Origin of the sequence: Planococcus chinensis, assembly GCF_042681545.1 — a bacterium.
GTDB classification, from domain to species: Bacteria; Bacillota; Bacilli; order Bacillales_A; family Planococcaceae; genus Planococcus; species Planococcus chinensis.
In genome coordinates, this window is sequence record NZ_JBHUFW010000011.1 from 12,290 (window position 1) to 31,761 (window position 19,472).

Below are 19,472 nucleotides of genomic sequence, written 5' to 3' on the forward strand. Positions count from 1 at the left end.
GGGGAGCATTATGTGGCCGGAAAAACCGTCATGCAGCCGCTGCGGCAAAGAGATCCATCCGGAAGAGATGGTATACGTGCAGATGCGCTATCCGAAGAGAAAGGGATTCACGGAAATAAAAGCGTATCTTCATAACGAAGGCAAGTTTATCTGTGAGGGGTGCATCAACCGGGAACCGGATTGAACCAGAAAGCGGCATTGGAGCGGAGATTGTAGATATAAGAATTCCAGCCTGTGTTAAAATAAATCAACGGATTCAGAGGAAGGGTGAACAGCGTGGGGGAATTTGAAGGAGCAAGGATCATGAATTTGGCTGTCGGCTTGCCGGAAAAAATGGTCTACGGAGAGGACAGGGAAATGATGACCGCCATCCGGAAAGTGCCTGTTGCGGAAGCTTACCTATCCAAAGAGAGCTTCGAAGGCGATGGCGTGGCCGATAAGAAACACCACGGCGGAAGGGATCGGGCGGTGTGCATTTATCCGTTCGAACACTACGCATTATGGGAAGAGCAATTCGGCCAGCGCCTTCCTGCAGCAACATTCGGCGAAAATCTGACAGTCACACAGATGCTCGAAAAAGATGTTTTTATTGGCGATGTTTTTCAGGTAGGGGAAGCGGTGATCCAAGTGACGCAGGGACGTGTCCCATGCAACACCATCGACCGGCGGATGGATATGGCGCCTTTGATGAAAGCAATGGTGAAAACCGGCTTTACCGGCTATATGTGCCGTGTCATCGAAGAAGGGGCGATCCGGAGGGATTCGGAGATTCGGCTTGTCGAGCGCGGAAAAGGAGAAGTATCCGTGCTGTATGCCAATGATGTGAATTTTCATCAATCCCGGAATGCCGAAGCCATCCGGCGGGTGCTCGAAGCACATGCCTTAGCGCCTGAATGGCAGGACTGGCTGACGAAAAAGCTAATAAAATTGACGGAATGAAAAATGCGCGCCGGAAGGGGATTCCGGCGCGCATTCCTTATTTCAATACTGTTTCAAGTACTTGCAAGTTCTTTTCCATCAGGGTGAAATAGGTTTCTTCATTGTCGATGTTCTCCTGTGTCAGTACGCCTAGATTATGCATTTGGATCGCTTCTGCACCGACTTCATTCTGGATGACTTCGGTCAGGTTGGAAGAAACATTTTGTTCGAAGACAATGTATTGAATTTCCTTTTCCTTGGCCAAGTCGACAATTTCTGCGAGCTCCTTCTGAGAAGGCTCGTCCTGGCTGTTCAGGCCAGCTACGGCGACTTGCTCAAAGCCGTAGGGCTCTGCAATATAGCCGAAAGCCGAATGCGAGACAAAGAAGGTTTTATTGTCGACGCGTTCGGACAATTCATCGAACGACCGGTCCAGTTCCTCAAGCTCGATGATCAGCTTGGCATAATTGCTCTCGTAGGCTTCGGAGTTTTCCGGATCTGCTTCAGCGAGATTATTCTTGATCGATTCAGCAAGCTTCTGGCTGAGCACAGGAGACATCCAGACATGGGGGTCGACCGTTCCGTGGTCATGCCCTTCGTGCCCTTCTTCCTCAGCAGCTTCTTCTGCGTGAGTTTCCTCTTCATGGGCTTCGTCCTCGTGTGTTTCCTCTTCATGTGCATCTTCCTCATGCGGCTCGCCGGCCGCTTCCAGTTCTTCGTCGGAAATGGCGTCAGCCGCTGCAACAAATTCCACCTTTTCATCTTTCAACGTGTCTCCCGCTTTGTCGATAAAGCCTTCAAGTCCGAGGCCGACATAAAACATAAGATCCGCTTCCGCCAACTTAATCATATCCTGTTGAGTTGGTTCGAAGGTATGTTCATTCGCGCCAGCCGGATAGATCGACTGGACTTGCACGTGTTCGCCGCCGATCCGTTCCGTGAAATACGTGAGGGGATAGACGGTCGTGTAAACCTGAAGTTTCGACTCATCGACAGGTTCCGTTTGGGCCCCGTTGTCGATTGCCGGCTCGCCGCAAGCAGCCAGCAGTAAAGCAGAAGATAAAATTGCTATAAGCTTTTTCATTGATTAACCTCCAAATAGTAACGATTACGTTTTGTGTACTCAAAGAATATTACAGGATAACGTTTCAAAACACAAGAAAAACCACCAAATTATTTTTTTGGTGGCCATTCTTCAGGTACAAAATCGATTCCGCCTTTATTGAACGGGTGGCAGCTCAAAATCCGCCGGACGGCCAGATAGCCGCCTTTAAGTGCTCCGTGCTTCTCAACCGCCTCGATCCCGTAATGAGAACATGTCGGGTAAAACCGGCAACTCGGAGGGGACAAAGGGGAGATGAACCGCTGGTAAAAGCGGAAAATCTTCAGCAATAAGGTTTTCAAATGGGGTCATCTTCTTTCGCTGGAAATGTCGTTATGTTTATTGTAAGAGCCGGAGAGGTATAAATAAAGCATAAGAGCTTACTAATAAATTAGGAGAGTGGTTTTGAATGTCAGCAGAATTGAACAAGGAATTGAATGTACAAGTTGCAACTTGGTCGGTCGTTTATACGAAATTACATAATTTCCATTGGTATGTGAAAGGGCCGTCATTCTTTACGCTCCATGTCAAATTCGAGGAGTTGTATAACGAAGCGACCCAGCATATGGACGAACTCGCGGAGCGGCTACTCGCACTTGGCGGCAAGCCGGTGGCGACGATGAAAGAGCAGCTCGAGCTGTCGGTAGTCAAAGAGGCGACGAGCAAGGAAAGCGCAGAAGAAATGGTGGATACCGTCGTGACGGATTATGACAAGATCATGAAATCCTTGAAAAAAGGCATGGAACTTGCGGCTGAAGACGGCGATGACATGACAGAAGATCTTCTGAACGCCATCCATCAGAATTTGGAGAAACATTCGTGGATGTTGTCTGCATTTCTTGGCGAAAAGAAGTAAAATGGACATACTGGAGCGTACGCTGACCACTCAGTGTACGCTTTTTTTGATACTAGGGGTGAACTCGATGAGATACATAGATTTGAATGGTGTCGAATGCCAGCTTTCGTTTGAGCCGGGAGCATTCGGCATACCGAGCAGGCATGTGCTGGTCATTGCGAAATACCAGGGGCAATGGGTGCTGACCAAGCACAAGGAGCGGGGCTTGGAATTTCCAGGTGGCAAACAGGAACCGGGCGAAAGTTTAACGGAGGCGGCAGTAAGGGAAGTATATGAAGAAACTGGAGCAGTCGTATCCGGATTGGCTTGGTTCGCTGAATACGAGGTGAGCGCGGAGCCGCCGTTCTGCAAGACCGTCTTCCTCGGTGACATCGAGCGGGTGGAACGGGTCGAGCAGATGGAGACGGACGGGCTTGTACTGGCAGGACGGCTGGAGCTAGGTGAAAACTTCAGCTTTTTAATGAAAGATGAAGGTATGAAAGAAATCATAAAGAAGGTGGAGCAGCTTGGAAAATGGCACGATTGAGTCAAAGAAAATCTATCCTTCCCCGAACCCGCACGTGCGGCTATCAGAAATCGTCTATTGGTCAGACGGCTTGAAAGTGAAGGGCTTGTTGGCGGAACCGAAAAAGCAGGGAAACTACAGCGGCATTCTGTATCTGCGCGGCGGCATCCAGTCGATCGGCATGGTCCGCCCGGCCCGTATCGCCCAGTTTGCATCGCAAGGATTTATCATCTTCGCGCCGTATTACCGCGGCAACCGCGGCGGGGAAGGGCGGGATGAATTCGCCGGTGCGGACAGATGGGACGCAGTTTACGGCGTCGATGTGCTGAAACAATTCTGCAATGGAAGCATCCATGTGCTGGCCTTCTCGCGCGGCGGCATCATGGCCTTATGGACAGCCGTCCTGCGGGATGACATCACCTCTGTGGTCACGTGGGCAGGGGTGACAGATACCGTGCTGACGTATAAAGAGCGGCCGGATATGCGGCGGATGATGAAGCGCCTGTATGGCGGCACGCCGAATACGGCACTTACAGCTTATGAGGAGCGGAATCCATTGCTGCGGCTTAATGAAACGGATGCGCCGTTTCTGATCATCCATGGCTTGAAGGACGAGAATGTCTCACCAGGGCAAGCCTATCTGCTTGAAGAGGCTTTGAAGATGAACGGACAGGCACACGAAACCTGGTATTTTCCGGAGTATACGCATTTCTTCCCGCCTGCGGCAAACCGCAAGACAGCGCGCGCATTGGCGGAGTGGATGAGAAGGCAGGAAAGACATTGACCGATGCTTGCGAGGTCAAGTCTTTGCGACGAAGCTAGCGAAGCGATGCAACGCCCTTTCATGTCTCGAAGCTAGCGCAGCGACGGTTTTTCATGCACCGAAGCTAGCGCAGCGATGCAGGTGCAATGCAGAGACAGGAGCATGGTTTATAAGTGATAAAAAGATGGAAAAGGATCGATAAAATCTTAAAGAATCGAGCAACGACAGCGATTTGTCTGAGTTGGCACCAATAAAAAAAGCTATCCCGGAGGATAGCTTTTTTGTATTATTTCTGGACCGGTCCGCCTTGGACACTTATGTCAGTGGAGACAGTACCGAATTTCTTGAAGTTTTCCTGGAATTTCTCTGCAAGCTCTTTAGCTTTTTGGTCGTATGCTGCTTTGTCAGCCCATGCATTGCGCGGGTTCAAGACTTCAGTCGGCACACCAGGTACTTCTTTCGGCATTTGAAGGCCGAAGACAGCTTCCTGTTCAGTTTCGATGTTGTGGAGTTCTCCTTTGATCGCTGCACGGACCATTGTGCGTGTGTAAGACAGTTTCATGCGGCTTCCGACGCCGTATTCGCCGCCTGTCCAGCCAGTGTTGACGAGGAAGACATCTACGTCATGCTCATCGATTTTCTCTCCAAGCATCTCAGCGTAAACTGTCGCATGCAATGGAAGGAACGGCGATCCGAAGCATGTTGAGAAAGTCGCTTCAGGTGAAGTGACGCCGCGCTCAGTTCCGGCAAGCTTCGAAGTATAGCCGCTCAGGAAGTGGTACATTGCCTGTTCTTTTGTCAATTTGCTGATTGGAGGCAATACGCCGAATGCATCAGCTGTCAGGAAGACGATCGTTTTCGGATGTCCTGCAACAGAAGGGTAGACGATATTCTTGATTGCATGGATCGGGTATGCTGCACGCGTGTTTTCCGTCAATGAACCATCTGCATAATCCGGCATGCGCGTCTCCTCATCCACTACCACGTTTTCAAGCACGGCGCCGAATGTGATGGCGTCATAGATTTGCGGTTCGTTTTCACGAGTCAGGTTGATGGTTTTTGCATAGCAGCCGCCTTCGATATTGAAGACGCCGTTATCCGACCAGCCGTGCTCATCGTCGCCGATCAGCTTGCGGTCTTCATCTGCGGATAGAGTCGTTTTGCCTGTTCCCGACAAGCCGAAGAACAATGCGACATCGCCTTCTTCGCCAACGTTCGCTGAACAGTGCATAGGAAGGATGCCTTGTTCAGGAAGCAGGTAGTTCATGATCGAGAAAATGGATTTTTTCATTTCGCCAGCATACTCTGTTCCGCCGATCAAAATGATCTTTTTCTCCATCGAAACGATGATGAAAGTTTCTGAGTCAGTACCGTCAACTGCCGGGTCCGCATGGAACGTCGGAGCGTATACGACCGTGAATTGCGATTCGTGGCTCGCCAATTCCTCTTTGGTCGGACGGATGAACAATTGGTGGGCGAAAAGGTTATGCCAAGCGTATTCGTTGATCGTCTGGATGCCCAAACGGGATTCAGGGTCAGCCCCTGCATAGCCTTTGAATACGTATAGTTCATCTTTTTGCTTCAAATGATCGATCACTTTAGCATAAAGGTTTTCGAAGACTTCAGAAGAAATCGGGCGGTTTACTGAACCCCAGTCGATTTTGTCTTTAGAAATCGGCTCTTCTACTATATACTTATCTTTAGGCGAACGGCCGGTGTATTTCCCGGTCTCGGCTTTCACCGCTCCGTCTTTAGTCAATACAGCTTCTCCGCGGGATGTTGCCGCCTCGATTAATTGTGGGACGGATAATTGGACACGGACGTTTTGGCCATTTAAAAGATCCTTTAGGTTGTTTGCGAAGTTCACTGGATTCATTTATATGTACCTTCCTTTTCGGTTATTCCCATAAAGATGGGGAGGTTGTATATTTCGTAAATTAGTATAACACATTATGGTCATTAGTCTATACTAATACCCTGTTGACACGAAAAAGTAACATATTTTCCCCTTGTTGGGTGCGAACAGGTTCATTTAATAGAAGAACCTGTTTTTATTCGTTTAAAATCGTTGACATCACTTTATACTTTCCGTAAGATGGAACATTGAACGGATACTCTTATTCCGAGCTGGTGGAGGGGACAGGCCCTATGAAACCCGGCAACCTGCTGCTGCATGCAGAGAAGGTGCCAAACCTGAAGCAAGGTCTCAACCTTGGACGATAAGAGTGAAAGGTGCTTATGATGATTTCTCCTTTCCACATGCAGATGCTGGATGGGATTTTTTTATGAAATTGCCCTTAATCCTCGTGTACAAAGGCCACAACGGCTTGAAGTTCAATCCTCACGGAACGGACTTGACATGGGAAACGAGTACCGTATCAATTTCGAGAGCAATCTCGCAGGATATAAGGAGGAAACACATTTTGAAAAACCGTCGATTATTCACATCAGAATCAGTAACAGAAGGACATCCGGATAAAATCTGTGACCAAATCTCAGATGCTATTTTGGATGCCATCCTAACAGAAGATCCAAATGCACGTGTAGCGTGCGAAACAACTGTAACAACAGGCCTTGTCCTCGTGGCAGGCGAAATCACGACTACTACGTATGTAGATATCCCGAAAGTCGTGCGTGAAACGGTCCGTGAAATCGGCTATACACGCGCTAAATACGGCTTTGACTCTGAAACAAGTGCAGTCCTGACAGCCATCGACGAGCAATCGCCGGATATCGCTGCAGGTGTCAACGTAGCGCTTGAATCGCGTGAAGGGCAAATGACAGATAAAGAATTGGATGATATCGGAGCAGGAGACCAAGGATTGATGTTCGGTTTCGCTACAAACGAAACCGAAGAATTGATGCCGCTTCCGATTTCATTGGCACATAAATTGGCTCGCCGCTTGGCTGAAGTGCGCAAAGAAGAAATCCTTCCATACTTGCGCCCGGATGGCAAAACACAAGTAACGATCGAGTACGATGAGAACAACAAGCCGCTTCGTGTGGATACGATTGTCATCTCGACTCAGCACCATCCGGAAGTGACGCTTGAGCAGATCCAGCGCAACATCAAGGAATTTGTCATCAATGAAGTGGTTCCTGCAGAATTGATGGACGAAGAAACAAAATACTTCATCAACCCGACTGGCCGTTTTGTTATCGGCGGACCACAAGGAGATGCGGGACTTACAGGACGCAAAATCATCGTAGATACGTACGGCGGCTATGCACGCCACGGCGGCGGAGCATTCTCCGGCAAGGACGCGACGAAAGTCGACCGTTCAGCAGCTTATGCAGCCCGCTACGTAGCGAAGAACATCGTGGCAGCAGGACTTGCTGACCGTTGTGAAGTGCAATTGGCTTACGCAATCGGCGTGGCTCATCCGGTATCGTTGGCGTTTGATACGTTCGGAACCGGAAAAGTCAGCGAAGAGGAATTGATCGATCTTGTCCGTGCAAACTTTGATTTGCGCCCGGCCGGCATCATCAAGATGCTTGATCTTCGCCGCCCGATCTACAAACAGACAGCAGCTTACGGCCACTTCGGCCGCACGGATGTCGACCTTCCTTGGGAGCGCACTGATAAAGTGGAAGCTCTTAGAGAACAGTCAGGCATCTTCAAGAACCAAGCTTAATAAAAAAGTAAGACGGCCAGCGAAATGCTGGCCGTCTTTTTTATGTTTCCTGCGGTGATTTGATGGTGGACACGCGATGCGCGATGGCTTCGATCAGCGGTGCCGGCAACGGGAAGTTCATGGCGGCTGGATCACTTTGGACAGCGGCAATCGTCATCTCCAGTGAATCTTCCGGAATGTCATAGGAAGCGAAATCGCTCGGCAGCCCGACATCTGCTTGGAGTGACCGGATTTTGGCGACAGTGTCCATCAGCAAAGTCTGTGGCGTTTTATCACGCGTATCCAGGTTCAACGCTTGAGCCAGCGCTTCGATCTTTGGCAAATACAGGTCCTGCACCAATTCGATGACGTGCGGCAGGAACACAGCATTAGCGAGGCCATGCGGTATGCGGAATAAGGCCCCGTAGGCATGGGCCAGGTTGTGGACAGGGATGGCGTTCAAGGCGAAACTGAACGCCGTGATGCCCATCGTACTGGCCAGCAGCATTTCCATGCGTGCTTTTACGTTTTGGCCGTTGTGAACGGCTTCGGAAATGTTCTTTTCGAACATCCGGATCGTCTGCAGCGCGAATGCATCCGTGAAACCGGTGGCTGTAGGCGAAGCCAATGCTTCGATGGCATGCGTCAACGCATCGAATCCGGTGAAAGCCGTGATGAACGGAGGCAGCCCGGTCGTCAAATCAGGATCGAGAACGGCTATGTTCGCCGCAATGAACGGATGGATGATGTTCGTTTTGACGTGCTTTTCTTCATTATAGATGACGGCGATCGGCGACACTTCCGAACCGGTTCCAGCAGTGGTTGGCACCGCGATATGAGGGATCGGAATGAATTGCGCTTCCGGCCAGCTGTAGTAAGCGAGCCCGCCGGGTATGGCCTGTTTAATATCCGCCAAACCGTGGTGAAGGGCGAACTTGACGCCTTTAACCGTGTCGAGTACGCTTCCTCCGCCAAGTGCGAAGAGGGAATCGGCCGCCATTTCGCGCGCATATCGGATGGCATTGTTCACCGATTCGCTGCCGGCATCCTGTTGGATATCGGTAAAGATGCCGACCAGTTCCGGTCCCATACCATTATGGGCCAGACGGAAAATATCCGCGACTTTGTCGACGATGCCCGCATCCAGCAGGCCTTTGTCACTGAACAGCACGACCCGTTTGGCGCCTAGCCCCTGAAACAGGGCTGGAATCATCGCGCGCGTATTGGAGCCGCTGTGGATCGAAGTGGTCAAAGCGAAATTTGAATACGTAGTAATCACAGTCGTTCACCTCTTTTGTCAGATTGGGTCATTCCGATTTTCCGGGTTCTGTGAACAGCAGCCCGTAAGCGACGCGCCGTTCAAGTTCAGGCACCATCGATGTATGGACATGTTTCAATTGTGTATAGGCATCAAGCGAATATTTGCCCATCTCGCGGCCGATCCCGCTTTGCTTGTAGCCGCCGAACGGTGCATCGTTGCGGAGCATATGCCAATCGTTGATCCAGATGACACCAGCTTTGATTTTCCGTGCGACTTCATAGGCTTTGTTGACATCTCGGGTCCAAACGCCGCCCGCTAGCCCGTAAATCGTATCATTAGCCATGGCGATCGCTTCATCGATGTGGTCATAGCGGATGACGGATAGCACGGGGCCGAAAATTTCTTCCCGCGCTATTTTCATGTCATTGGTGACATCCGCAAAGATTGTCGGCTCGATGAAATAGCCGTTTTCCAATCCTTCCACGACAGCTTCTTTCCCGCCGCAGACCAGACGGGCCCCTTCGCTGATACCGCTCTCGATATATTCAAGCACGGTCTCTTTTTGCCGCTGGGAAATAACGGGTCCGACGCCGGTATTTTCATCCAGCGGATTGCCGATCGCCAATGTTTTAGAAAGCGCTTTCAATTCTTCGATGACTGTATCGTAAATGGAGCTAGGCACAAACAGCCGGGTGCCTGACTCGCACAACTGACCTGAGTGGAGGAAGACGCCGAAAAGGGTCCCCGGCAATGCAATTTCGAGATCCGCATCTTCCAGGAGGATATTCGGTGACTTGCCGCCAAGTTCGAGTGTAATGTTCTTGATCGTATCTGCAGCCTGTTTCATGATGCCCCGGCCGACTTCGGTCGAGCCGGTGAATGCCACTTTCCCGACTTTCGGATGGCGCACAAGCGTCTCGCCGATTTCAGCTCCTGATCCCGCCACCACATTGATGACACCCGGAGGCACGACTTCGGAAATGATTTCCGCCAGGCGCAGTGTGGATACAGGCGTATGGCTGGCCGGTTTTAAAACCAGCGTGTTGCCTGTCGCCAGAGCAGGCGCGATTTTCCAGGAAGCGATCAATAAAGGCATATTCCAAGGGGCGATTGCGGCGCATACGCCAATCGGTTCGCGCCAGACAAAATTGTGGGCGGGCCCGGGGAACAAAGGATTCGGCAATGTCTCGGAAAAAGGATAGGCTTTGACGAAGTTCGCCATCTGCTGGAACAAGTCGATGATCATCATGATGTCGTTCCCGGCGACGCGGCGGACTGTTCCGCCTGACGTAAGGGATTCCAAATAGATCAATTCGGTTTTATTCGCTGCAATGGCATCTGCAATCTTATGCAGGACCTCTGCGCGCTGTGCCGGCGGCATATCGCGCCAGCCCTCTTGTTCAAAAGCGGCATGGGCAGCTTCGACAGCTTTGTTGATATCTTCCGCTCTTCCTTTGGATACTTGGGCTACGATTTCGCCGGTCGCCGGATTGAAGACTTCGAACGTTTCACCAGACGATGCGGGTTGGCGCTGGCCGTTTATGAAATGTGAATATGTGGGCACTTCTACTTGAATAGACATGTTTCCCCTCCTAAAGTCGTTGAATTTAGGCGATAGTGCAGGTAAAATGAAACCATTGAAGATTAAATATTCAAAAAATATAAAGCGCATTGTTCTAGAGCCTTTCAACCTCAGTTTAGTTGACGCGACATCGGTTTCATATCCCTGAAAATGTAGGGGAATCAGAGGAGGATGCTCCATGCCCGCAAGCAGTTTGAAACTTGAACAATTTCTGGCCGAATTATCGGAAGAAAAAAACCAAGAACAGCAGATTCTGAAGAGCCTGAAGGGTTTCTTTTCATTTTTCCCTTTTTCCCGGTTATCGCTGTTTTCTTATTCGCCAATCAATTACATGAGTGAACTGCTGTTCTTCCTGCAAAGCGACGGATCCTTGTTTCCGTCCGAGAAAATCAGGGAAGATGTAAGGAATGTACCTCCGGTCTTTTCGGCGATACATAATCGGAAAGCGTCCTATATTGAACTGAATCCGGGGAATGCATCGTTTCCGGAGAAGTACGTGGAGAAATACAAATTATCTTCGCTTCTCGTCGTTCCTTTGAAGAAAGGCTCGATGGTGATTGGCTGTGTTTTGATTGACGGCTATACGGGCAAAAAACCGTTTCAAGAGCCTATGCTAAAGAAGATCGAAGAGTATTTCCGGCTTGCTTTCAATTCGATCGTCTCAAAAGAAGCGAAAGTCCATCACGCTAAGCTGAGCAACCGGGAAATCCAGGTGCTTGAAATGCTGTCCATCGGACTGGATACGAAAGAGATGGCAGGCAAGATGGCAATCAGTGAGTTTACGGCAAGGGATTATATCAGTTCGGCCATGAAGAAGCTAGGCGTCCGCCACCGGGCGCAGGCGATAGCAGTAGCGGTGAGATCCGGGCTGATCTCATAGAAAAGAGCCGGCAGGATGCCGGCTCTTTAAACTATATTTATTTCTGGAGCGATTTGTAATATGCGCCTTTTTCGGCGTATTCTCGGACAATGCGTTCCATGTCCTGCTTGTCATCGTCACGGAGTTCACGGACAACCTTGGCAGGCCGCCCGAACGCCAATGTCCCCGGCGGAATAATTTTGCCTTGCGGTACAAGGCTTCCGGCGCCGATGAATGCACCCTCGCCGACTTCCGCGCCGTCAAGGATGATGGACCCCATGCCGACAAGGGCGCCTTTGCGAATCTTGCAGCTGTGCAAGGTGACCTGATGGCCGATGGTCACTTCATCTTCGAGCACCAACGGATTGTTCGGGCTCTGGTGGAGCATGCACAGATCCTGGATATTGGTCCGGTTGCCGATGATGGTCGGGGCAACGTCGCCGCGGATAACTGTATTGAACCAGACAGAAGATTCTGCGCCGATGGTGACATCGCCAGTGACGACGGCATGATCCGCGAGAAAGGCGGAAGGATGGATGGAAGGCTGCTTGCCATTATAAGGATAAATCATGTGGGACCTCCGATGAAATGGAATATGGATATCTTCCATCCTATCAAATACGGGCAAAAGCTCCAAACATTGTGTACAGTTACAGAAAAGGGAGATGATGGCTTTGTGGAAATGGGAAGCGAAAGTCCAGCCGAAAGCAGTGATCGTGCTCGTACATAGTGCTTACGAACATCACCTGAGATATGCGTGGCTTATCGAACAATGGAGGACGGCAGGCTATCACGTCATCATGGGAGACTTGCCGGGCCATGGGAGAGGCGTGCCAGGCGGGCAGCCTCACCATGAACCGTTCGATGAATTCGAGGAATCCGTCAAGCTGGGCATCGTCGTCGCCCAAGAAAACGACCTGCCGATTTTCATCGCCGCCCACGGCCTCGGGGCAACCATCGCCATGAATGTCCTAAGCAAAAAAGCTTATCCGATTGCCGGCGCGATTTTCACATCGCCATGGCTGCATTTGCTGAAGACACCGTCAAAATTGTCTTCTGCTCTTTCAGGGCTCCACCAATTGACGGCAGCGATGAAAATCGACCATGGAATAAAAATCGGGGACCTGACGCGCAATCCCGATGTCATCGAGTCGGAGAAAAATGATCCTTTCTACAGGACTCAGATCACTGTCGGGTGGTATCATGAACTGCAAACCTACATGCGGAAGACAGCTTTGGGCAAAGGGAAGTTCCCTGATATTCCGGTGCTATTGCACACAGGCGAAAGGGATCGGATTGCCGATAAGGAATACGCCAAACGCTGGCTGAAGGGCCAGGAGCTGAAAGATTTCAGCTATAAGGAATGGAGCGGCTGCAGCCATGATTTGTTCCAGGAACCGGAGCGCGAGGATATTCTGGCGGCAACGGATTTCTTTATACGGAGTTCGCTCCGTACACTCGGGTATGTCGTGAATTGAGCATAGGCAAGGAGAGATAATGTGACATTGAAATACAGTATTTTAGACCAGTCGCCGATATCGCAAGGAAGCACGCCGCAGCAGGCATTAAAGGAAACGGCAATGCTTGCCGGGCATGCGGAGAAGTGGGGCTATACCCGCTTCTGGGTATCCGAGCACCACGATGCGCCAACGCTTGCCGGGTCCAGTCCGGAAGTGCTGCTTGCCCATTTGGGTGCGGTGACAAACACCATCCGGCTGGGTTCGGGAGGTGTCATGCTTCCGCATTATTCCGCTTTCAAAGTGGCGGAAAATTTCAAGCTGCTGGAGGCGCTCTATCCGGGGCGGATTGATGCGGGAATGGGACGGGCGCCGGGCGGTATGCCGCGGGCCAGTTATGCGTTGAACAACGGCAAGCCGCGCGACGCGGCGAAGTTTCCGGAACAGATCGACGAGCTCCGCATGTATCTGGAGGATGCCATTCCGGAAGAACATCCTTATTACGGCATGAAAGCGACTCCTGTAACCGAAACTGCACCGCCGGTCTGGATGCTCGGGTCCGGCCAAAGTTCGGCACTCCTGGCTGCAGAAAAAGGGCTGCCGTATATGTTTGCGCAGTTTATCAACGGCGAAGGCGGGCAGAGTTTCGCAAAAAGCTACAGGGACCGGTTTGTTTCTTATAACGGCAGCAAGCCGTACCAGGGCGTCGCGATTTTCGTTGTGTGCCAGGAAACCGAAGAACAGGCGGAGCGTATGGCCTCTTCGATGGATCTGGCGTTGGCGATGGGCGCGCAGAACAAGCCGTCCAAAGGGACGCCGCCTCCGGAGGAAGCGTTGGCTTATCCTTATACCAAATTCGAGCGCCTGCTTGTCGAGGAAAACCGCAAGCGCGCGATTGTCGGCACACCGAAGGGAGTCGTGGATGCGCTTGAAAGCCTTGCTGCAGAATATGCAGCGGATGAAGTGATGCTCGTGACCATTGCGTATGATTTTGAAGACAAATTGGAGTCGTACAGGCTGATTGCAGAAGAAATGGAAAAGCGCCGGACAGGCTGATCTGTCCGGCGTTTTCTATGGGTTTATTCCCCGTAGGTTTTCAGTACTTCCTGAAGCGGGATCCGTTCGATTTTCCGGCGGCTGAGGAAAGTGCTGGCAAAATAGATGGCCAGCAGGATAGTGAGCACGACCAAGATGTAGAACGGTTCAAATACCATGGGCAGCACAATGCCGTAATCCAGTGCAAAAACGACAATCAGCCGCCGGAGTACAAAGAGTGCAAGCGGTATGCTGATCAAATAGGAAATCAGTGCATACACGAAATAACTGCTCAGGATCATCGAATTCACTTCGCGCCGGCTATATCCGAGCACTTTCAGCAAGGAGATCGCGTAATAGTTTTTTTCGACCGTGAAAGAAGTGAGCACGAACAGGATGCTTGCGGCTATGATGGCTGCTCCCGCGATCAGGACATTGAACATCAGGCTTGAATAGCTGGCCAGCGCCTCCGACTGCTCCATAAACCCTTCTTTGGAAATGACGGTCTGATAAGCTTCCGAAGAAGGCGGGTCTGAAGAATAAACCCCGTTGTAAAGGCCGGGCGTTTGGCCGTCTGTCAGTAGCAGGCTTAAGGTCTGCCGGTCGATGTAAATCTTGTCTGCCGTATACTCCTCGACAACTCCCCGGACAACGAATTCGCTTTCCTTGTTATTGATTTCGACCGTCATGGAGTCGCCGTCTTCGATCTCTTGAGTCGCCCGCAAGCGTTCACTAATGACGACGCCGTTCTCTAAAGCGGAAGTGATATCCTCCCCAGACTCCGCATAAAGCCGGTACAAGCGGTTGTCCGGCGACAGCCCTTGGAGCATGACGGTTTCATCGTTCAGCCCCGCAAAAGGATAGGACAGAAATTTTTCCTCTCCATTTTGGAGCGGAGGCGGAGCCGTTGCAGCATCCAGATAGGCTTCGTATTCATATTCGGTTTTTTCCAGATAGCCGACCGTCAATCGTTCCACGGTGCCGTCGAGCATCAAGGCAAAGAAAATCAATAAGGTGGAAAACAGGATGCCGATAAAGAAAATCAGGAAACTGCCGGTGCTCCGAATAGCCTGCAGGTATTTGAACTTTATTGCGCCTGACCTCCCCGACAAGAGCATGCTGACTGCACGGCTGAGGCGGTTAATGGAGGAATGGATGGGCGGGGTGAGCAGCGCCAAGGCGCGCTCGCCGAGAATTCGGTAGATGATAAAGCCGGAAACGGCGGAAAAAAACAGCAGCGGCACCAGAATGGCTGTCGCGAAAACAGACCAGCTTTGCCCGATGGCTGCCGACGGCAAAAGGTAAAAGTCCAGATATAGAGATTTCAGCGGTTCAGCTGCCAGCCATCCGAATGCATAGCCGATCGCAAGCATGACAAGGGCGAAAACCGAAATTGCCAATAAATAAGGGGCTGAGATTTTGGACCGGCTATACCCGAGCGCTTTCAATATGCCGATCTGGCTCCGCTCTGCATAGAGCAGGTTGAAGATCATGATCGATACGATAATGACCGCGATTGAAGCAATGAACACGCTGAGGCCGAGCGACATCGTCTTGCCTTCGTTCAATTCGCCGTATACGGCACCGCTGCGCGCAGTGTTTTCAGTGGCGGCGATATGCGTGACAAAAGGAAGTGCTGCTCTGTCAAACGAGGTATCCAGCTCTTCTGTATCCGGAAGCGTCCCCGCAAGCCTGAAGCTTTCAGGAGCATTGAGTTCTTCGTAGGCTGAAGAAGGGAAAAGCAGCAGCGCTTTAAGGCCGGCATCGATATTGAAGCTATCATCGAACATCGGCAGCGTGTAATCCGGAAAAAGCACAAATCCGGTAATCGTATAATTCGTGCCGCTTACTGACAATGCTTCGCCGATCCGCAGGCCGTTTTTTTCGGCATAGATTTTATTGACAGCGATTTCCGTGGGGCTTTCCGGCTTGCGTCCTTGTTCGATAAAGGAGAGGTTGATCCGTTCGGCGTCTTTGGCCGCCAGAGCAGTATGGCTTTCGCCGCCGAGTGTGTAATTGGCAATCTTAAATTCCCGCATTTCCAAAGATGAATGGGGGTAATGGCGATTGAAGGCTTCGATGCGCCGGTCCATCAAGCGCTGAAAAAGCCCGGGATCGGCCCCTTTGATACCGCTCAACGAAAAAGCCCCTTGGGACAGGTAAGCTGCCACTTCGGGATCGCGAGCTTCAATTTCCGAAACCGTATTCAGCATCTCGACCGAAAAATCTTCCTGGTTGGCTTCTTCAAGATAGCTTTCCGTCGGTTCTTCGATGCCGCTGATGCCATAGAACATCATCGTATAGGTGAAGGAACTGAGAATGATGATAATGCCGATGGCGGCAAGCTGCATCCACTTTCTGCGAAAAGCCCTGATCACATTTTTCAGCAGCATCTGGCTTCCTCCTTATCCCCAGTGAATATCTTTGGCATCTTTTTTGGTTGGATTGATGGTAATGTCTACAATCTTTCCGGAATTCATCTTGATCACTTTGTCGGACATCTCGGAAATGCCTGTATTGTGGGTAATGATGACGATCGTTTTCCTATACTCCCGATTGAGTTCCTGCAGCAGCTTCAGCACATTCTTGGAGTTTGCCTCGTCGAGCGAACCGGTCGGCTCATCGCAGAAAATGACTGCAGGGTTCTTGGCCAGGCTCCGGGCGACGGACACCCGCTGCTGTTCACCGCCGGAAAGCTGGCTCGGGTATTTATTGCGGGTTTTTTCGAGGCCGATTTTCAGCAGCAGTTCGTCGATGTCGAGCGGATCGGTCCCGATATCCGAGCCGATCTGGATATTTTCATAGACCGTCAGATTTTGCAGCAGGTTGTACTGCTGGAAGATGAAGCCGAGGTATTGCCGCCGGAAACGCGTCATGCCGCTTTCGGACAGGCCGGTCAATTCCTTGCCGCGAAAACTGATTTTCCCGGATGTCACCGTATCGAGCCCGCTGATGACATTAAGGAGCGTGCTTTTTCCGCTGCCGCTGGGCCCGAGAATCACGGCGAATTCTCCTTCCGCGATTTCCAGATCGATGCTTTTCAACGCAGCCGTTTCGATGTCGCCGCTCCGGTAAGTCTTGGTGACGCCTGTCAACGTTATCATGTTTATCACTCCTTGCTTATGGATGGAGAAATAGCCTGATGGAATAAAACCAGCAGTATTAATGAAGAGTTTGATGTATGATTTGATTATAATCGAATTATTCAGAAAAATGTCGGAAGGAAATCTGAAAACAGCAACAGCCGCTCGGAAACATGTTTATTGCATCAAAATACCATTTGTCAAAAATCTCTCAAGAGGTGGCTAATCATGGCAAACAAAGAAGGAGACCGACATACCCGGCAAGAACACCACGGCATGAAACACGAAGAGAAAGGACACCACGGCATGAATCACGATGAGCAAGGACATCACAGCATGAATCCAGATGAGCATGAACACCGCAACATGAATCAAGAGAAGCACGAGCACCGACCGGATTCGACGGTGCAGCAAGAGCCCATGGAGCACGGACATGAAGAGCATGGGAGCAACGGGCACCACGGGCATATGGTGGAAGATTTCAAAAAGCGCTTTTATGTTTCTTTGGTGATTACCATCCCGATTCTGGCCCTGTCGCCGATGATCCAGCATTTTCTCGGCGTCGATTGGCGCTTCACCAACGATCTTTATATCCTGTTCGCCTTGTCCTCCATCGTCTTTTTCTATGGCGGCTGGCCATTCCTGACCGGCGGCATTGCCGAACTCAAAGACCGGAATCCGGGCATGATGACGCTGATTGCACTGGCAATCACGATTGCTTACAGCTACAGCACGCTTGTGGTATTCGGCTGGGACGGCAACCAGCTTTACTGGGAGCTCGCGACGCTGGTCGTCATCATGCTGCTTGGCCATTGGATTGAGATGCGGTCAATCATGGGAGCTTCCAACGCCCTGGAGCAATTGGTAAAACTGATGCCGAGCGAAGCCCATAAAATGGATGAGCAAGGGGATGTCCACGACGTTCCGCTCTCAACCATCCGGAATGGGGACCGGGTTCTCGTGAAGCCGGGCGAAAAGATTCCGGTCGACGGCGTGATTATCGAAGGGAAATCGGCGATTGATGAATCGATGCTGACCGGAGAATCCATTCCCGTCGAAAAAGAGGAAGGCAGCGAAGTCATAGGTGGGTCAGTGAACAAAGAAGGATCACTGGTTGTCATGGTGGAAAAGACCGGGGAAGAATCCTATTTGTCACAAGTCATCACGATGGTCAAGGAAGCGCAGGAATCCAAATCGAAAACGCAGGATCTGACGAACCGGGCTGCAAAATGGCTGTTCTATCTGGCATTAGGGGCGGGATTTGCTACATTGGGCGCATGGCTCGCACTCGGTTATGCCTTCGATATCGCCATTGAACGGATGGTTACGGTCATGGTCATCGCTTGCCCGCATGCACTGGGACTGGCTGCGCCATTGGTGGTGGCCGTCTCGACGTCCATCTCCGCGAAACAAGGGCTCCTGATCCGAAACCGCGCGGACTTCGAAGGTGCGCGCAATCTGGATGCGGTGGTGTTCGACAAGACCGGAACGCTGACAAAAGGGGAATTCGGCGTCACCGATATCGTGCCCGAAAGCGGTTATACCAAGGATCACGTGCTTGAGCTCGCTGCGGCGATTGAACAGAATTCGGAGCATCCGATTGCAGCAGGCATCGTTTCTACAGCCAAAGAAAAAGGTTTGCCAATAGGCCGGGTGAGCGAATTTGGTTCGATCTCAGGAAAAGGCATCCAAGGATGGGTGGACGGGCAGAAAGTAAATGTTGTCAGTCCGGGATATGTAAACAGCCAGAAACTGGGCTTCAATAGGGACGTGTTCAATCAATTGTCGGAACAAGGAAAAACGGTCGTCTTCGTCCTCGTGGAAGACAAACTTGCGGGCATGATCGCCCTGGCCGATCTGGTGCGGGATACGGCCAAAGAAGCCGTGGCCGCATTGAAAGCCAAAGGCATCCATTCCATCATGCTGACAGGCGACAACAAGAAAGTGGCGGACTGGGTCGCAGCCCAGTTGGGGATAGAGGAAGTGTATGCCGAAGTCTTGCCGGATGACAAAGCCAATCAGATTTCAAAAATCAAAGCGAAGGGCTGGAAAGTGGCGATGACCGGGGACGGCGTCAATGACGCTCCCGCACTTGCTACGGCCGACCTTGGCATCGCCATCGGTGCAGGCACGGACGTCGCAATGGAAACGGCTGACGTCGTACTCGTGAAGAGCAACCCGAATGATGTGGTGGCATTGATCGACCTTTCGAAAAAGACGTACCGGAAATTGGTCCAGAATTTATGGTGGGCCACCGGCTATAATATCGTCGCGATTCCACTTGCAGCTGGTGTCCTAGCGCCGTGGGGCATCGTCATCAGCCCGGCCGTTGGCGCCGTCTTCATGAGCCTGAGCACCATCATTGTGGCCATCAATGCAAAATTATTGAAAGCATGAACAGCAGGCAGCGTCGGGGGTTGGAGCCGGCATGGAAAAA

General features: G+C 51.2%; 18 protein-coding genes and 1 riboswitch. Of the genes, 10 read left to right on the top strand and 8 right to left on the bottom strand.

The genetic code is table 11. The features are described 5' to 3' along the window. Window positions 1-10: 10 nt before the first annotated feature. Window positions 11-184: a Fe3+ hydroxamate ABC transporter substrate-binding protein gene (locus ACFSDB_RS12685; protein ID WP_204890170.1), complete on the top strand. Its 174-nt coding sequence runs from the start codon at window positions 11-13 to the stop codon at window positions 182-184. Between the two features lie 119 nt (window positions 185-303). Next, on the top strand, window positions 304-939 hold the full coding sequence (locus tag ACFSDB_RS12690; protein WP_204890171.1) for an MOSC domain-containing protein: 636 nt from the start codon (window positions 304-306) through the stop codon (window positions 937-939). Between the two features lie 37 nt (window positions 940-976). On the opposite strand, the gene ACFSDB_RS12695 is transcribed toward ACFSDB_RS12690, so the two are convergent. Both ACFSDB_RS12695 and yidD read right to left on the bottom strand, forming a co-directional pair. Then, the gene (locus ACFSDB_RS12695) at window positions 977-2,002 is read right to left on the bottom strand and encodes a metal ABC transporter solute-binding protein, Zn/Mn family (RefSeq protein ID WP_204890172.1); all 1,026 of its coding nucleotides are present in this window, start codon (window positions 2,000-2,002) and stop codon (window positions 977-979) included. A gap of 89 nt (window positions 2,003-2,091) precedes the next feature. After that, window positions 2,092-2,322 carry a membrane protein insertion efficiency factor YidD gene (yidD, locus tag ACFSDB_RS12700; protein WP_204890173.1) on the bottom strand — a complete coding sequence of 77 codons (231 nt, stop codon included), beginning with the start codon at window positions 2,320-2,322 and terminating at the stop codon, window positions 2,092-2,094. 107 nt (window positions 2,323-2,429) lie between these two features. On the opposite strand from yidD, the gene ACFSDB_RS12705 reads away from it, so the two are divergent. The 3 genes from ACFSDB_RS12705 to ACFSDB_RS12715 all read left to right on the top strand — a co-directional run bounded on the left by ACFSDB_RS12705 (window position 2,430) and on the right by ACFSDB_RS12715 (window position 4,165). Next, complete coding sequence (locus tag ACFSDB_RS12705; protein ID WP_204890174.1) at window positions 2,430-2,876, top strand: Dps family protein; 447 nt, start codon at window positions 2,430-2,432, stop codon at window positions 2,874-2,876. A gap of 67 nt (window positions 2,877-2,943) precedes the next feature. Beyond that, complete coding sequence (locus ACFSDB_RS12710) at window positions 2,944-3,402, top strand: NUDIX domain-containing protein (RefSeq protein WP_204890175.1); 459 nt, start codon at window positions 2,944-2,946, stop codon at window positions 3,400-3,402. Then, window positions 3,383-4,165, top strand: coding sequence for an alpha/beta hydrolase family protein (locus tag ACFSDB_RS12715; protein ID WP_204890176.1), 783 nt, complete (start codon window positions 3,383-3,385; stop codon window positions 4,163-4,165). The genes ACFSDB_RS12710 and ACFSDB_RS12715 overlap by 20 nt, the downstream gene beginning before the upstream one ends. Before the next feature lie 265 nt (window positions 4,166-4,430). Here ACFSDB_RS12715 and pckA read toward each other — a convergent pair whose 3' ends face one another. Next, window positions 4,431-6,020 carry a phosphoenolpyruvate carboxykinase (ATP) gene (pckA, locus tag ACFSDB_RS12720; protein ID WP_204890177.1) on the bottom strand — a complete coding sequence of 530 codons (1,590 nt, stop codon included), beginning with the start codon at window positions 6,018-6,020 and terminating at the stop codon, window positions 4,431-4,433. A gap of 238 nt (window positions 6,021-6,258) precedes the next feature. Then, a riboswitch (SAM riboswitch) is annotated at window positions 6,259-6,370 on the top strand. A gap of 194 nt (window positions 6,371-6,564) precedes the next feature. On the opposite strand from pckA, the gene metK reads away from it, so the two are divergent. Next, window positions 6,565-7,779 (top strand): methionine adenosyltransferase, encoded by a 1,215-nt coding sequence (gene metK, locus ACFSDB_RS12725; RefSeq protein ID WP_204890669.1) that lies wholly within the window; start codon window positions 6,565-6,567, stop codon window positions 7,777-7,779. 40 nt (window positions 7,780-7,819) lie between these two features. Here metK and ACFSDB_RS12730 read toward each other — a convergent pair whose 3' ends face one another. Beyond that, window positions 7,820-9,037 carry an iron-containing alcohol dehydrogenase gene (locus ACFSDB_RS12730; RefSeq protein WP_377340250.1) on the bottom strand — a complete coding sequence of 406 codons (1,218 nt, stop codon included), beginning with the start codon at window positions 9,035-9,037 and terminating at the stop codon, window positions 7,820-7,822. A 28-nt stretch (window positions 9,038-9,065) separates the two neighbouring features. After that, a complete protein-coding gene (locus ACFSDB_RS12735; protein ID WP_204890178.1) occupies window positions 9,066-10,601 on the bottom strand; it encodes an aldehyde dehydrogenase family protein in 1,536 nt (511 codons plus the stop codon). Window positions 10,602-10,779: 178 nt separating this feature from the next. Here ACFSDB_RS12735 and ACFSDB_RS12740 point away from each other — a divergent pair, with 178 nt between their 5' ends. Beyond that, window positions 10,780-11,481, top strand: coding sequence for a response regulator transcription factor (locus ACFSDB_RS12740; RefSeq protein WP_204890179.1), 702 nt, complete (start codon window positions 10,780-10,782; stop codon window positions 11,479-11,481). A gap of 37 nt (window positions 11,482-11,518) precedes the next feature. On the opposite strand, the gene ACFSDB_RS12745 is transcribed toward ACFSDB_RS12740, so the two are convergent. Next, complete coding sequence (locus ACFSDB_RS12745; protein ID WP_204890180.1) at window positions 11,519-12,031, bottom strand: gamma carbonic anhydrase; 513 nt, start codon at window positions 12,029-12,031, stop codon at window positions 11,519-11,521. Window positions 12,032-12,128: 97 nt separating this feature from the next. Between ACFSDB_RS12745 and ACFSDB_RS12750 the strand changes: the two genes are divergently transcribed. Both ACFSDB_RS12750 and ACFSDB_RS12755 read left to right on the top strand, forming a co-directional pair. Next, on the top strand, window positions 12,129-12,938 hold the full coding sequence (locus ACFSDB_RS12750; protein WP_377340255.1) for an alpha/beta fold hydrolase: 810 nt from the start codon (window positions 12,129-12,131) through the stop codon (window positions 12,936-12,938). 21 nt (window positions 12,939-12,959) lie between these two features. Then, window positions 12,960-13,973 (top strand): LLM class flavin-dependent oxidoreductase, encoded by a 1,014-nt coding sequence (locus ACFSDB_RS12755; protein ID WP_204890182.1) that lies wholly within the window; start codon window positions 12,960-12,962, stop codon window positions 13,971-13,973. Between the two features lie 23 nt (window positions 13,974-13,996). Here the strand turns inward: ACFSDB_RS12755 and ACFSDB_RS12760 are convergent, their stop codons facing one another. Both ACFSDB_RS12760 and ACFSDB_RS12765 read right to left on the bottom strand, forming a co-directional pair. Next, the gene (locus ACFSDB_RS12760) at window positions 13,997-16,345 is read right to left on the bottom strand and encodes an ABC transporter permease (RefSeq protein WP_204890183.1); all 2,349 of its coding nucleotides are present in this window, start codon (window positions 16,343-16,345) and stop codon (window positions 13,997-13,999) included. Window positions 16,346-16,357: 12 nt separating this feature from the next. Beyond that, window positions 16,358-17,056: an ABC transporter ATP-binding protein gene (locus tag ACFSDB_RS12765; RefSeq protein WP_204890184.1), complete on the bottom strand. Its 699-nt coding sequence runs from the start codon at window positions 17,054-17,056 to the stop codon at window positions 16,358-16,360. A 207-nt stretch (window positions 17,057-17,263) separates the two neighbouring features. Between ACFSDB_RS12765 and ACFSDB_RS12770 the strand changes: the two genes are divergently transcribed. After that, a complete protein-coding gene (locus tag ACFSDB_RS12770; protein WP_377340260.1) occupies window positions 17,264-19,432 on the top strand; it encodes a copper-translocating P-type ATPase in 2,169 nt (722 codons plus the stop codon). The last annotated feature ends 40 nt before the right edge of the window (window positions 19,433-19,472 follow it).

Bases quoted from the DNA above. Each gene is read 5' to 3' on its own strand.
- ACFSDB_RS12745 (WP_204890180.1), bottom strand. From the start codon at position 12,031: ATGATTTATCCTTATAATGGCAAGCAGCCTTCCATCCATCCTTCCGCC.
- ACFSDB_RS12710 (WP_204890175.1), top strand. From the start codon at position 2,944: ATGAGATACATAGATTTGAATGGTGTCGAATGCCAGCTTTCGTTTGAG.
- ACFSDB_RS12760 (WP_204890183.1), bottom strand. From the start codon at position 16,345: ATGCTGCTGAAAAATGTGATCAGGGCTTTTCGCAGAAAGTGGATGCAG.
- ACFSDB_RS12685 (WP_204890170.1), top strand. From the start codon at position 11: ATGTGGCCGGAAAAACCGTCATGCAGCCGCTGCGGCAAAGAGATCCAT.
- ACFSDB_RS12750 (WP_377340255.1), top strand. From the start codon at position 12,129: ATGGCTTTGTGGAAATGGGAAGCGAAAGTCCAGCCGAAAGCAGTGATC.
- ACFSDB_RS12770 (WP_377340260.1), top strand. From the start codon at position 17,264: ATGGCAAACAAAGAAGGAGACCGACATACCCGGCAAGAACACCACGGC.
- ACFSDB_RS12690 (WP_204890171.1), top strand. From the start codon at position 304: ATGAATTTGGCTGTCGGCTTGCCGGAAAAAATGGTCTACGGAGAGGAC.
- ACFSDB_RS12735 (WP_204890178.1), bottom strand. From the start codon at position 10,601: ATGTCTATTCAAGTAGAAGTGCCCACATATTCACATTTCATAAACGGC.
- ACFSDB_RS12765 (WP_204890184.1), bottom strand. From the start codon at position 17,056: ATGATAACGTTGACAGGCGTCACCAAGACTTACCGGAGCGGCGACATC.
- ACFSDB_RS12705 (WP_204890174.1), top strand. From the start codon at position 2,430: ATGTCAGCAGAATTGAACAAGGAATTGAATGTACAAGTTGCAACTTGG.
- pckA (WP_204890177.1), bottom strand. From the start codon at position 6,020: ATGAATCCAGTGAACTTCGCAAACAACCTAAAGGATCTTTTAAATGGC.
- ACFSDB_RS12695 (WP_204890172.1), bottom strand. From the start codon at position 2,002: ATGAAAAAGCTTATAGCAATTTTATCTTCTGCTTTACTGCTGGCTGCT.
- ACFSDB_RS12740 (WP_204890179.1), top strand. From the start codon at position 10,780: ATGCCCGCAAGCAGTTTGAAACTTGAACAATTTCTGGCCGAATTATCG.